This window comes from Pseudomonas fluorescens Q2-87, assembly GCF_000281895.1.
GTDB lineage: Bacteria > Pseudomonadota > Gammaproteobacteria > Pseudomonadales > Pseudomonadaceae > Aquipseudomonas > Aquipseudomonas fluorescens_S.
The window spans coordinates 5,429,243-5,442,711 of record NZ_CM001558.1 but is presented as its reverse complement, the minus strand read 5'-3'; the positions used below and the strand labels follow the sequence as shown (position 1 = coordinate 5,442,711).

At 63.4% G+C, this 13,469-nt stretch carries 8 protein-coding genes; 4 read left to right on the top strand and 4 right to left on the bottom strand.

The features are described from left to right. Nucleotides 1-99 precede the first annotated feature (99 nt). From PFLQ2_RS03880 to PFLQ2_RS03895, 4 genes are all read right to left on the bottom strand, one after another. The gene (locus PFLQ2_RS03880; RefSeq protein ID WP_003185923.1) at nt 100-1,980 is read right to left on the bottom strand and encodes a TonB-dependent receptor domain-containing protein; all 1,881 of its coding nucleotides are present in this window, start codon (nt 1,978-1,980) and stop codon (nt 100-102) included. 147 nt (nt 1,981-2,127) lie between these two features. After that, the gene (gene dxs / locus PFLQ2_RS03885) at nt 2,128-4,026 is read right to left on the bottom strand and encodes a 1-deoxy-D-xylulose-5-phosphate synthase (RefSeq protein ID WP_003185921.1); all 1,899 of its coding nucleotides are present in this window, start codon (nt 4,024-4,026) and stop codon (nt 2,128-2,130) included. A gap of 113 nt (nt 4,027-4,139) precedes the next feature. After that, nucleotides 4,140-5,027 carry a (2E,6E)-farnesyl diphosphate synthase gene (ispA, locus tag PFLQ2_RS03890; RefSeq protein WP_003185919.1) on the bottom strand — a complete coding sequence of 296 codons (888 nt, stop codon included), beginning with the start codon at nt 5,025-5,027 and terminating at the stop codon, nt 4,140-4,142. Then, a complete protein-coding gene (locus PFLQ2_RS03895) occupies nt 5,024-5,266 on the bottom strand; it encodes an exodeoxyribonuclease VII small subunit (RefSeq protein ID WP_003185917.1) in 243 nt (80 codons plus the stop codon). The genes ispA and PFLQ2_RS03895 overlap by 4 nt, the downstream gene beginning before the upstream one ends. Before the next feature lie 459 nt (nt 5,267-5,725). On the opposite strand from PFLQ2_RS03895, the gene PFLQ2_RS03900 reads away from it, so the two are divergent. From PFLQ2_RS03900 to PFLQ2_RS03915, 4 genes are read left to right on the top strand one after another with little or no spacing between them, the layout of a single operon-like run. Further along, nucleotides 5,726-6,514, top strand: a complete 789-nt coding sequence (locus tag PFLQ2_RS03900) for a YfaP family protein (RefSeq protein WP_003185915.1) — start codon at nt 5,726-5,728, stop codon at nt 6,512-6,514. A 35-nt stretch (nt 6,515-6,549) separates the two neighbouring features. Next, the gene (locus tag PFLQ2_RS03905) at nt 6,550-8,259 is read left to right on the top strand and encodes a DUF2138 domain-containing protein (protein ID WP_003185912.1); all 1,710 of its coding nucleotides are present in this window, start codon (nt 6,550-6,552) and stop codon (nt 8,257-8,259) included. Nucleotides 8,260-8,291: 32 nt separating this feature from the next. Then, nucleotides 8,292-8,903 carry a DUF1175 domain-containing protein gene (locus PFLQ2_RS03910; RefSeq protein WP_225970886.1) on the top strand — a complete coding sequence of 204 codons (612 nt, stop codon included), beginning with the start codon at nt 8,292-8,294 and terminating at the stop codon, nt 8,901-8,903. Next, a complete protein-coding gene (locus tag PFLQ2_RS03915) occupies nt 8,900-13,468 on the top strand; it encodes an alpha-2-macroglobulin family protein (RefSeq protein ID WP_003185908.1) in 4,569 nt (1,522 codons plus the stop codon). The genes PFLQ2_RS03910 and PFLQ2_RS03915 overlap by 4 nt, the downstream gene beginning before the upstream one ends. Nucleotide 13,469: the final 1 nt, after the last annotated feature.

Sequence of the window (13,469 nt, the reverse complement as noted above, 5' to 3'; positions counted from 1 at the left end):
CGAGCAAGCCCGCTCCCACAGAGGATCGGTCCACCACAGATGACCTGTGGGAGCGGGCTTGCCCGCGAAGAGGCCAGTTCTTGCACCACAAACTCCAGATCAGAGCGACGGCGTCCAAGTCACCCCGAACAACCAGCACCGCCCCTCTTCCCGATAGCCATACTGCGCGCCGTCATGGCTGTACAACGCCCGGCTATAACCCTTGTCCAGCAGGTTATCGACCTTCATCTCCAGCTTCACTTCCCGCGTCAGTGCCCAACTGCTGCGCAACCCGAGCAAGGCGTAGCCGCCCAGGGCGTTGCGGTTGTTCTCGTCGTCGTAGCTGCCGCTCACCGCTTGCCAGGTGGCGCCCAGGCCCAGTCGGTCGAATTGTCGGTCCAGGTCCAGGCTCATGGTCCGGCGCGCGCGGCGGGCGAGGGTGTGGCCGCTGTCGCGATCCCGAGGGTCGATGATGGCCAGGCCCAGGTTGCTCTGCCAGCCGAACAGATCCTGCATCAGGGCCGCTTCGAACCCGTTGATCCGCGCCGAGGCGACGTTTTGCGGGCGCGAGTTGCTGCCAAAGATGATCGCGTCTTCCAGGTCGGTGCGATACAACGAGGCTTCCAGGCGGGCGTTACCGCTCAGTTGGCTGCGCCATTGCAGCTCGTAGCTCTTGGCGGTCTCGGGGCTGAGATCAGGGTTGCTGTAGTCCGGGTAATACAGATCATTGAAGGTTGGTGCGCGAAAGCTTTCGCTGTAGGTCAGCAACAGGTCGTTGGCCGGGTTCACCGGTAGCGTAAACGTGCCGCTCCAGCTGTTCTGGCCGCCAAATTGCTGGTTCTGGTCGCGACGCAAGCCCAGTTCGGTGGAGAACGTTTCGGCCCGGAAGCGGTGCTGGATAAACGCCGCACGGTTCCAGCGGCTGTCTTCGTCGAACGGCGTGCTGCTGTTGACCCTGTCCTGATACCAGTCGCCGCCGACGATCAGGCTGTTGCGCTCGTCCAGGGTGACGTCGTTCTGCCAGGTCAGCGAATCGCGATAAGTGTTGAACACTTCGCGCACGTCACTGAGCTTGTCGAAGGTTTTTTCGCGGTTCTCGCTGTGGCCCAGTTCAAGACGGGATTTCCAGGCGTCGTTGATTCGTCCGTCCACGTAACTGCTGAAACTGCTCACCGCAAACTCGCTGTAGGGCTGCTGGGGCAGTGATTCGAAGGTGGTCGGGTCGAAGCGGCCGAATGGGTTGTCGAACTCGTTTTTGCCGCGGTTATCCAACACGTTCATGCCGACTTCCAGCTCATCGTTGACGATGTGGCTCAGGCTCAGGCTGAAGGAGCGGTTGCGATTGGCATCGTCGTCGCGGTCGCTGGCGTAGGATTCGTGGGTGCGGTTGGTTCCGTGGGAATCATCCAGGCTGGCGCCAAGGTTGAAGCGCGTCTGCTCGTCGCCGCCGGACAGGCCGAGGCTGCGCTCCCAGCTCTGGTGGCTGCCGAAGCCCAGGTGCAGGCGCGGTTGCAGGCCTTGTTCATTGCCGCGTCGCGTGAAAATCTGAATCACACCGCCCACCGCGTCGGCGCCGTAGATCACCGAGCGTGAACCGCGCAGCACTTCCACCCGTTCGATCTGGTTGATGTTCAGGCGCTGCAGATTGCTGTCGCCGGAGGTGGCATTGCCGATGCGCTGGCCGTCCACCAGCACCAAGCTCTGGGCCGACTTGGTGCCGCGTATGTAAATCCCTGGCAGGCTGCCGCGTCCGCCCAGTGGCGCAACCTGAACGCCCGGCACGCGGCTGAGCAGGTCCGTGACGCTGGCCGGTTGCAAGCGCTCGATATCGTCGCGGGTGAACACGGTATTGGCGGCGCTGCTGTCGTTACGGGCTTCGACCTGGCGGTTGGCGCTGATGACCACGTCTGGGAGTGTCAAGGCGCGGTCGCGTTCGAAGGTGTCGGCCAGCAGTTCCGGAGTTGGCAACAGGGAAAGGGTGAGGGCGAGGCGCAGTTTCATGGGTGTTCCGATCATGTGTGCTTCACACAAAGCAATGTGGGAGCGGGCTTGCTCGCGAAAGCGGTGTGTCAGTCGACTGCGATATTGACTGATTCACCGCTTTCGCGAGCAAGCCCGCTCCCACAGGTTTCTGGTGTTGTTTGAAAATTACCGGCCCAACACCTGCAACCGCTGGCGCACCGCTGCTTCGATCCCGGCCTCATCCAGCCCGCATTCAGCCAGCATCTGCGCAGGCTTGGCGTGTTCGACGTAGATATCCGGCAGGCCCAGGTGCAGCACCGACTTGAGGATGTTTTCCCGAGCCAGGAATTCGCTGACCGCCGCGCCGGCGCCGCCCATGATGGCGTTTTCCTCGATGGTCACCAGCAGCTCATGGCCGTCGGCCATCCCGCGCAGCAGGGCTTCGTCCAGGGGTTTGACGAAGCGCATGTCCACCACGGTGGCGTCCAGGGTTTCGGCGACTTTCAAGGCCTCGGCCAGTTGCACGCCAAACACCAGCAGGGCGGTTTGCTTGCCCTGGCGGCGGATCACGCCCTTGCCGATCTCGATCGGTTCGAGGTCGGGCTCTATGGTCGCATTCGGGCCGGTGCCCCGTGGGTAGCGCACCGCCGCTGGGCCGTTGAACAGGTGGCCGGTGGTGAGCATCTTGCGCAGCTCGTTTTCGTCGCTCGGCGTCATGACCAGCATGCCGGGAATGCAGCGCAGGAACGACAGGTCGAAACTCCCGGCATGGGTCGGGCCGTCTTCGCCCACCAGGCCGGCGCGGTCGATGGCGAACAGCACGTCGAGGTTCTGCACCGCGACGTCATGAATCAACTGATCGTAGCCGCGCTGGAGGAAGGTCGAATAGATCGCCACCACCGGTTTTGCACCTTCGCAGGCCATGCCGGCGGCGAGGGTCACGGCGTGCTGCTCGGCAATCGCCACGTCGAAGTAGCGCTGCGGATAACGTTCGCTGAAGGCCACCAGGTCCGAGCCTTCCTTCATCGCCGGGGTGATGCCCACCAGGCGCGGGTCGGCGGCGGCCATGTCGCACAGCCATTGGCCGAAGACGCCGGAGTATTTCGGGCCGCCGGCCTTTTTCGGTGCGCTGGCCGGAGCATCCAGGGGTTCGAGCTTGGTGATGGCGTGGTAGCCGATCGGGTCGACTTCGGCCGGGGCGAAACCTTTGCCTTTCTTGGTGACCACGTGCAGGAACTGCGGGCCCTTGAGGTCGCGCATGTTGCGCAGGGTGGCGATCAGCGTGGGCAGGTCATGGCCGTCGATCGGGCCGATATAGTTCCAGCCCAGCTCCTCGAACAGCGTGCCGGGGACCAGCATGCCCTTGGCGTATTCTTCGGTGCGCCGGGCGATTTCCCAGGCGCCGGGCAAGCGCGAAAGGACCTTCTTGCTGCCTTCGCGCATGCTGGCGTAGGTGCGGCTGGAAAGGATCTTCGCCAGGTAATTGGACAGCCCGCCGACGTTGCGCGAGATCGACATGTCGTTATCGTTGAGGATCACCAGCATGTTGGCGTCGACTTCCGGCGCATGGTTCAGCGCCTCGAAGGCCATGCCTGCGGTCAGTGCGCCGTCGCCGATCACGGCAATGGCCTTGCGCTCGCTGTTTTGCAGGCGAGCGGCAATCGCCATGCCCAGGGCGGCGCTGATGGAGGTGCTGGAATGGCCGACGCCGAAGGTGTCGTATTCGCTCTCGGAACGGCGCGGGAACGCAGCCACGCCGCCCTTCTGGCGCAGCGTGCCCATCTGTTCGCGGCGGCCGGTGAGGATCTTGTGCGGATAGGCCTGGTGCCCGACGTCCCACACCAGCCGGTCATCCGGGGTGTCGAACACGTAGTGCAACGCGATCGTCAGCTCGATGACGCCCAGGCCGGCACCGAAGTGCCCGCCGGTCTGGCCTACTGTGTAGAGCAGTTCCAGGCGCAGCTCATCGGCCAGGGTTTCCAGCTCGGCTTCACCCAACCGACGCAGGCCGTCCGGCGTGTTGGCGCGGTCCAGCAGGGGCGTGGTCGGGCGGTTGCGGGGAATCTCTTGAAACGTCGTGGGCATCAGGCGAATCGTTATAGGTATAGAAAGAGGCGGCAGTTTACCTTATGCATCGCAAGCTGCCCACGCGTTGGCCGGAACTTGGCCGATACGCTGTCTGAAGGGTTGACCCCGTATCAACTGCGTCGTTCGACGATATAGCGTGCCAGGTCGCGCAACGGCTCGGCCGCCGCGTCAAAGGGTCGCAGTACCGCGAGCGCTTGGTCACGCAACTCCAGGGCGTAGGCCTTGGCCGCGTCGAGGCCGAGCAGGGCCGGGTAGGTCGGCTTGTCGCGGGCGATGTCGGCGCCCTGGCGCTTGCCCAGGGTCTGGGTATCGCTTTCCACGTCGAGGATGTCGTCCTGCACCTGGAACGCCAGGCCGATGGCCCGGGCGTAGGTTTGCAAGGCTTGCAGCTGTTCGGGCGTGGCCCGGCCGCTGGCCAGGGCGCCGAGTTTGACGCTGGCTTCGATCAGGGCGCCGGTCTTGTGCCGATGCATGTATTCCAGGGCGCTCTGATCCAGCTTCAGGCCTACCGAACCGAGGTCGATGGCTTGGCCACCGACCATCCCGGCGGGGCCGGCCGCCAGCGCCAGGGCACTGACCATCTCCAGGCGGATCTGCACCGGGCAATCGCTCAGGGCCGGATCCAGCAGCGCGCTGAAGGCCAGGCTCTGCAAGCCATCGCCGGCGAGGATCGCGCAGGCTTCGTCGAATTTTTTATGGGTGGTGGGCTGGCCGCGACGCAGATCGTCGTCGTCCATGGCCGGCAAGTCATCGTGGACCAGCGAATACGCGTGGATCAGCTCCACCGCGCAGGCTGCACCGTTGGCCTGTTCAGGCTGGCTGCCCAGGGCTTCGCACGCGGCATAGGCGAGCAGCGGGCGCACACGCTTGCCGCCGTTCATCACGCTGTAGCGCATGGCTTCGTACAGGCGCGAAAGCTCAGGGCTCGGGGCGGTGAACAACGTATCCAGCGCAGCATTGACCCGGGCCTGACTGCTGGCCTGATACGCGCCGATCATTCAGGCTGTTCCGCGTCGAAAGGTTCTTCGGTCAGCTCGCCATCACGTTCGAGCAACAATTGCACCTTCTGTTCGGCCTGGGCCAGCGCCGCCTGACAGTCGCGAGTCAAGCCGATGCCTTGCTCGAAGGCGGTCAGCGAGTCTTCCAGCGACAATTCGCCGTTCTCCAGCCGTTCGACCAGCGTTTGCAGGTCGGCCAGGGATTGTTCGAAGTCCAGTGCAGCTTTTTTGCGGGCCATGGCGGCTATTCCGGTTGACTGTTAAACCGGCGCGACACTAGCAGACATGGGGTTTTGGGGCAAATCAGGACGGGGTAAACGCCTGCCATGATTCATTGCTTTTGTGGCGAGGGAGCTTGCTCCCGCTCGAGCGCGCAGCGGTCGCAAATGCTTGGGGCCTGCTTCGCAGTCCAGCGGGAGCAAGCTCCCTCGCCACGGTATTGCGTCAGAAGTGACGTCAGCTTCCGTATTCGGCTCATTTGGTGAGCCGAATAAATCCTCTATTCGGCGCATGGCACCCTCAGTACGTGATTTCCCACACAGAATCGCGTGTTCCCCGATTGTTAATAACCCGCCGAATCGCTAACCTTCGCGCCATCTACGGCTCCCTTGCGACGGGGCCTTCAGACGAAACCCGAATAATGACAAGCAGCGCTGAGGATTGGCGCCGGGTTGCGTCGTGCATGGCAGGAGGCATACGTGCGTTTTCTTTCATTATTGATCGTGCTGTTGGGCGCGCCGCTGGCCTGGGCGCAGCCTTCGGCCGAGCTTTCGGAGCCGGTCGGCGGGTGGCGCTACAGCGGCTTGCTCGACCGCACGGAAAACCCACAGGTTGCCTACCCCACGCCGCCCATCGACCGCGGCGTGCAGCGCAACCGCACGATGATCGAAGGCCGCCTCAAGGACATCGGCACCGCCCGCGGTCCCCACAGCCTGGCGGTCAACGGCAATCCACTGAATCTCTACACCGACGACGAGGGGCGTTTCGCCCGGCCGTATGCGTTCGGTGCCGGCTCCAACAGCGTCGAAGTGCGCAGCTCCGAGGGTCAATCCCTCAAGCGGGTGCAGTTCTATGAGGCCAACAGCCTGCGCACCCCGGCGCAGATTCGTGTGGTGCTGGGCTGGGACGACCCGAAGGCCGAACTGGACCTGCACATCATTACGCCCGACGGCCAGCACGCCTTCTTCGGCCAGCCTGCATTGACCAACGGCGGTGGCCTCGATCCCGATGGCGTCGATGGGCCCGGCCCGGAAATGTTCACCATGACCGCGCCGATGCACGGCACGTACCTGGTCTACGTGAACTATTGGGGCAACTACGGCAGCGGCGGTTATAACTTCGAGGAAACCAGCAACGAGAACGAGGTGATCACCTCGCAGATCAACCTGGTGCTCAACGAAAACACCGTCAATGAAAAACGCGAGACCTTTGTCGTGCCCCTGCGCGCCATTGGCGATCTGTTGCTGGTCAAGACTTTCAACTACTAAGTATCCGCTCCACGGATGAACAGGCCCTAGTGAATATGAGCGACAACACTGCTTCCCCGACCACGCCGACACCTGTCGCCAAACCTGTTCGCCGCTGGCCGGCGCTGCTGATCGGGCTGTGCCTGGTGGTCGGTGTCGCCGCCGGGTTGGGCTGGTTCATGCTCAAGCCCAAGGCGCCGCCCATGGAGCTGGCGTTGGACAAGCTCGGCCTGAGTCGCCCCGACGGCCTGCTCGAGACCCATTCCCTGAGCCAGTTGCCCAAGGATCTGCTGGCGGTGCCGTTCCTCAAGGCCACCCTCACTGAAGACTTCGTCTTCTATTACGAGGCCCATGCCGATCGCCTCGGGTTGATCGGCAGCCTGCGCCGGATCATCTACGAGCATGACCTCAAGTTGCAGGACAGCCTGATCGAGGCGCTTTTCGATCAGCCGGCCGATGTGGCGCTGTGGCGCGGGGCCGACGGTCGCCTCAAGGATTTCCTGCTGGTGATGGATCGCGGCGGCCTGGCCAAGATGCTCGAACCGCTGGCGAAGGTCGCCCTGGACGACACGCAGTTGAGCAAGTTCACCGACCTGAAAGTCGGCGGCGATGACGTCGCGCTCTATCAACTGAGCTACAACGCCAGCAAATCCCTGCTCTTCGCGTCCCATGGCGACAAGCTGGTCGTGCTGTCCAACCCGACGAAGCTGTATGACCCGTCCGCCGGCCAAGCGGTTGAGCCGGGCAGTGTCTCGACCACCGCATTGGCCGCCTTGCTCAACGGCGACAAACTGTTTCCCGAAGCCTTCGGTCTGCCGCCCAAGGCGCCGGAGCTCAAGCAGCGCATTTCGGTCAACTCCAGCGTGCTCGCCATGGGTTACCAACGTTTCATCCCGAATTTCGCCGGGTTGCGCTTCGACATGGATGACAAGGGCTGGCACAGCTTCCTGGCCATGGACGAACTGGAAAACCAAGCGGATTTCGACTTCAAGCCGATCTGGCAGGCCATGCCCATGGGCGCCAGCGCTTGCGTTGCCTTGCCCCTGGCCGCCGAGCCGCAGAAACCGCTGTTGGTGAAACTCGGCGCCGATGAAAAAACCGCCCAGGCCATGGTCGACCATATGGCTGGCGCCGCCGGCCTGTGCTGGTACGCCGACTCGCGGTTGTACACGCCGCTGCTGGTGGCGAGCCTGAATGAAGACGATGGCAAGCTCGATGGCGACTTGGGCAGCCTGTTCGGTTCGATGGTGGGCGCCTACGAAAACAATGTCGCCGAGCACGCGTTCCCGGTCGTTGAGAAACAGCAAGGCCCGACGCACCAGTGGCTGCGTCAGGTCAGCTCCAACTTCGGCCCTTACCTGGCCAAGGAAGCGGAGCAACCCGACGCGATCACTGGCAAGGCATTCTTGCGCGTCAGCCTGGCGCGCCACGGTTCGACCTTGCTGTTCTCCCTCGATGACAAGCTGGTGGACAAGGCCCTCGGCACCCTCGACAAGCGCTTCCCGCCGATGGCCGACGTGGTGCCGAAGGATCTGCTGATGCCGATCTATTTCGGCCCGGATTCCATGGCGCAACTGATGCAGCGCGAGACCCTCGACAGCCTGCCCCAGGACATGGAGCCGGTGTTCTACAACGCCGCGCAAACCTACCTGATCCCGAAGCTGCGCACCCTCGGCGGCTACGGCAAGTACGCCCTGACCTTGCCGGCAGGCAGTGAGCCGGATGGCCACTGGCAGTGGCTGCCGCTGGAATGGAAAGCGCTGTGACAGGACTGATTCGCAGCGCCCGATGGCTGCTGATGCTGGCGTTGCTGCTGGGCAGGCCTGCGCTTGCCATCGAGGCGCCGTCACTGGACGTGGAGCAATCCCAGGTGTTTCGCGCCTGGTTCGTGCGCATTGCCCAGGAACAACTGAGCAAAGGCCCGAGCCCGCGCTGGTACCAACAGGATTGTGCCGGGCTGGTGCGCTTTGCTGCCAACGAAGCGCTGAAGATCCACGACGACAAGTGGCTGCGCAGCAATGGCCTGTCCAATCGCTACCTGCCGCCGGAATTGCCACTGAGCGATGCGCAACGGCGCCTCGCCCAGCAATGGCAGCAGGGCGGCGGCAAGGTCGGGCCCTACGTCAACGCCATCAAGCTGATCCAGTTCAACAGTCGCCTGGTGGGCCGCGATGTCGCCCAGGCCCGCCCCGGCGACCTGATGTTCTTCGACCAGGGCGACGACCAGCACCTGATGATCTGGATGGGTCGCTACATCGCCTATCACACCGGCACCACAACCCCTACCGACAACGGCATGCGCTCCGCAAGCCTGCAACAACTCATGAACTGGAAGGACACCCGATGGATACCCGACGCAGCCAACCCCAACTTCATCGGCGTCTATCGACTCAACTTTCTCTCCCAATGACCGGTGCCCGCATGCTGCGCTTGTGTTCAAAATTGCCACTGTTGTTTGCCCTGTTGCTGGCGCCTGTCGTCAACGCCGAAGACACCGTGGAGCCCAGCGGCTACACGCCAGTGGCCGGTGAAAGCTTCTTCCTGCTGGCCGACAGCAGCTTTGCCAGCGACGAGCAGGCCATGGTTCGCCTTGAAGCGCCGGGCCGCGATTACCGCCGGTTCCGCATGGAGCCCTACGGCGGCGCCGATATCCGCGTCTATCGCATCGACAAGCCACTGGATTTCCTCAAGCGCCAGAAAAACCTCCATCGTGTAGTCAGCGACGGCCAGTTCAAGGGTGAAGGCCTGTCGAACACCCTCGCGTACCTGTGGGACAACTGGTATCGCAAGTCCCGTCGGGTGATGCAGCGGGCGTTCTCCTACGAGTCCCGCCAACAGGTGACCGAGGAAGTGCCCGAGCTGAAGATCGGCGATGCCCTGGTGGCGCCGACCCCGTACGACGCGCCGGCACAATTTGCCTTGATCCCGGGTTTGCCGGTGGTCAGCCAGTTCCGTTATCCGCTGTGGCAGGCCAAGCCGATCCAGCCGCCGGCTGGCGTCAACCTGGCCGGTTCCTCCAGTGAATTCGTCAGTGTCGCGCCGGGCAACGTCTACGTGCCGCTGGGCCAGTTGAAACCGGGCCTGTACCTGGTGGAAGCACTGATCGGCAAATACCGCGCGACGACCATGGTCTTTGTCTCCAACACCGTGGCGGTGAGCAAGATTGCCGGCGACGAGTTGCTGGTCTGGGCCGCGCGCAAGCATGAAGGGCGTTCGGTGCCCAAGGTCAACGTGCTGTGGACCGACGGGCTGGGCGTGATGAGCAGCGGTGCCACCGATGAAGATGGCTTGCTGCGCCTCAAGCACGTCAGCCCGGAGCGTTCGTTCGTCATTGGCGAAGACGAGGAGGGCGGTGTATTCGTCTCCGAAAACTTCTACTACGACAGCGAAATCTACGACACCAAGCTTTTTGCCTTCACCGACCGTCCGCTGTATCGGCCGGGGGATTGGGTCTCGCTGAAGATCGTCGGGCGTGAATTCAAGAATGCCCGCGATTCGGTGCAACCGACCGCCGCCGACGTCAACGTCAGCGTGCTGGACGCCACCGGCACCGCGTTGCAGACCCTGTCCCTGAAGCTGGACTCCAAGGCCGGCACCCAAGGCCGTTTCCAACTGCCGGAAAACGCCGTGGCCGGCGGCTATGAACTGCGCTTCAGCTACAAGGACCAGCTCTACAGCAGCGCTTTCCGTGTGGCCGAATACATCAAGCCGCACTTCGAAATCGCCCTGAACCTGGCCAAGCAGGACTACCGCACCGGCGAGCCGGTCAAGGGCAATCTGGTGCTGCTGTACCCGGATGGCAAACCCGTGGTCAACGCTACGGTGAGCCTGAGCCTGCGGGCGCAGCAATTGTCGATGGTCGATAACGAGCTGCAATACCTGGGGCAATTCCCGGTCGAGCTGACCAGCAGCGAAGTGACCACCGATGCCAAGGGCAACGCGACCCTCGACCTGCCGGCCGCCGACAAACCAAGCCGTTATACCCTCACCGTGTTCGCCAGCGATGGCGCGGCGTACCGGGTCAAGACCACCAAGGAAATCCTCATCGACCGTGGCGCGGCGAATTTCCGCCTCGGCGCGCCCCAGCGTTTCAGCGCCGTCGGCCAGAAGGTAGCGTTCAGCTACGCCAACGAAGGCGGCAACGAACAAGCCAAAGCCGTGACGCCGGGCAGCTACGCGTGGGTGCGGCTGGAAGACCAGAGCACCGGCGAAGGCAAACTGGCGGCCAAGGATAAAGGCTTCAGCCTGACCTTCGACCGTCCCGGTACCTATAACCTGACGCTCAAGGACGACCACGGCCGGGTGATTGGCGCCGCCGCCCACGCGGTGACCGGCGAAGGCATCAAGGCCGTGCCCGGCACCGTCGAGATCGTCCTCGATAAAGCCGAATACAAGGCCGGCGACGAAGCGCTCGCCCTGATCACCTTTCCGGAGCCGATCAGCGATGCGTTGCTGTCATTGGAACGCGACAAGGTCGAGTCCACCGCGCTGCTGTCCAAGGGCGGCGACTGGCTGAAAATGGAGAGACTCAGCGACACCCAATATCGCGCGCGCATCCCGGTGAAAGATAACTTCGCGCCGAACCTGACCTTCTCGGTGCTGTACACCAAGGGTGGCCAATACAGCTTCCAGAACGCCGGCATCAAAGTGGTGACACCGCAGATCGATGTGGCCGTCGTCACCGACAAACCGACTTATCGGCCGGGCGACACGGTGACCGTGGACCTGAGCACCCAGTTCGCCGGCAAGGCGATTCCGGCGCACCTGACCGTCAGCGTCGTCGACGAAATGGTCTACGCCCTGCAACCGGAAGTGGCGCCGACCATCGACCAGTTCTTCTATCACCCGCGTCGCAACAACGTGCGCACCAGCGCCAGCCTGTCGTTCATCAGCTACGACGTGGCGTTACCAGGCAGCCCCGGCGCGCCGGGCAAGGCCAACCGCAGTGAACGCGGCGTCAAGGTCCTGGAGCGGCCTCGTCGCGAAGACGTGGACACCGCCGCATGGCAACCGGAGCTGGTCACCGACGCCAGCGGCAAGGCCCGCTTCACCTTCAAGATGCCGGACTCGTTGACCCGCTGGCGCATCACGGCCCGGGCCATTGCCGACGACGGTCAAGTGGGGCAGAAGAAGCAGTTCATCGCTTCGGAAAAACCGCTGTACCTGAAGTGGAGCGGCCCGACCCGCTTCCGTGCCGGCGACAAACCGCAACTGGGCCTGTTCGCGTTCAGCCAGTCTGAAAAACCGCTGAAGGCCGAGCTGTTGATCCGTTACGCCGGTGCCGAGCAACGGGTGGTGGCGGACCTGAAAAATGGCATCAATTATGTCGCGCTGCCGGCCCTTGAGCTGAGCAATGGCGACCTGACCGTGCAGCTGCAGTTGAACGGTGAAACCCAGGACGCCCTGGCCGTGCACTTGAACGCCAGCGGCAATGGCTGGCTGGTGACCCAGAGCCAGCGCATCGACGTGGCCGCCGGTGACACGCCGTTGACGCTGCCGGCTGACGCCAGCGATATCCGCCTGCGCCTGGACGACAGTCCGCAAGCGCTGTTCCGCTCCGCCCTGGATGATCTGTTGAGTTACCCCTACGGTGGCGTCGAGCAGACCGCCAGTCGCCTGCTGCCATTGAGCATCGCGTACCCGACCCTGGCGTCGAATTCGCAGTCCCGCGACCGTTTGCGGCTGATCATGCAGAACAGCCGCTTGCGCCTGGTGCAAATGGCCGGGCCATCGGCAAGCTTCACCTGGTGGGGCCAGGACGGTGAGCCGGATGCATTCCTCACTGCCTACGCCTATTACGCCGACTGGCACGCCAGCAAGGCCTTGGACCTGAGCCTGCCGCCGGAACACTGGCAGCGGGTGCTGGAGGTCTATGCCAAGCAGGCCGGTGATACGCCACTGTTGCAACGGGCGCTGATCCTGTCGTTCGCCAAGCAGATGCAGTTGCCGGTGAACACCTTGCTCAGCGGCCTGATGGACGAGCTGGCGAAAGCCAGTGAAGACAGCAGCGAAAGCGTGCTCGACAGCGGCGAAGACAGCCTGGTGATGAATGCACCGGATTCAGCCCTTGGCTTGGCCACCGCCCGCGTACTGACAGCTTCCCTCGCCAAACAGGCGAAAGTGCCGCTGCCGGCCGCTTTCAGTCGCCAGGCTGAGACCGCGCAACAGCAATTGAATGTCAGCTCGCAGCCGTTCGTCGAAGCCTTGCTCATGTCGTTGCAAACCTTCGATCAGGCCCGCGCCAGCGCCTTGCTGCAGCGTGTGCTGCCGCAACAATCGACCCTGGAACGGGCCCTGGCCTTGACCTGGCTGCAACGCAGCATCGAACAGGCTGCGCCGGCCGTGGCCCTGGCTCCGGGCGAAGGCTGGAAAGCCCAGCAAGGTCCTACCGGTGAAACCTACTGGCAGTGGCAGGGCGCGCAGTTGCCGACCCAACTGACCCTCAACGGCGCCCAGGAACGCCCACTGCAGGCTGCATTGAGCTTCCAGAGCCAACAGCCATCCGTGGTCTCGATACCGGTGACTATTACCCGTCGCCTGTCGCGCCTGGTGCCAGGCGAAGATGCCTTCACCTTCAAGCTCGAAGCCGTGGGCAACAAACCGTTGTCCAGCGACAGCCTTTACCTGGATGAAGTGATCATCAACAGCAAGGCGCCGACGCCGATGCGCTACGGCATGCTTGAAGTGCCGCTGCCACCGGGCGCGGATGTGGAGCGCACCACCTGGGGTATCCAGTTGATGGGCAAAGCCGACAGCGAGCCGACGTCCCTGGAAAAGGCTCGTTTCGAGCCGGGCCAGATGGCCTATGCGGTGCCGGTCGATGCCCTCAGTGGCGAGCTGCGCCTGCGTCACCTGGTGCGCTTCTCCCAGAAGGGCCAGTTCACCTTGCCGCCGGCGCGTTTCACCCAGGTCTACGCTCCGCAGAACCAGGCGCGGGAACAGAAACCGGCACTTGGTCAGGTCACGGTCAACTGAT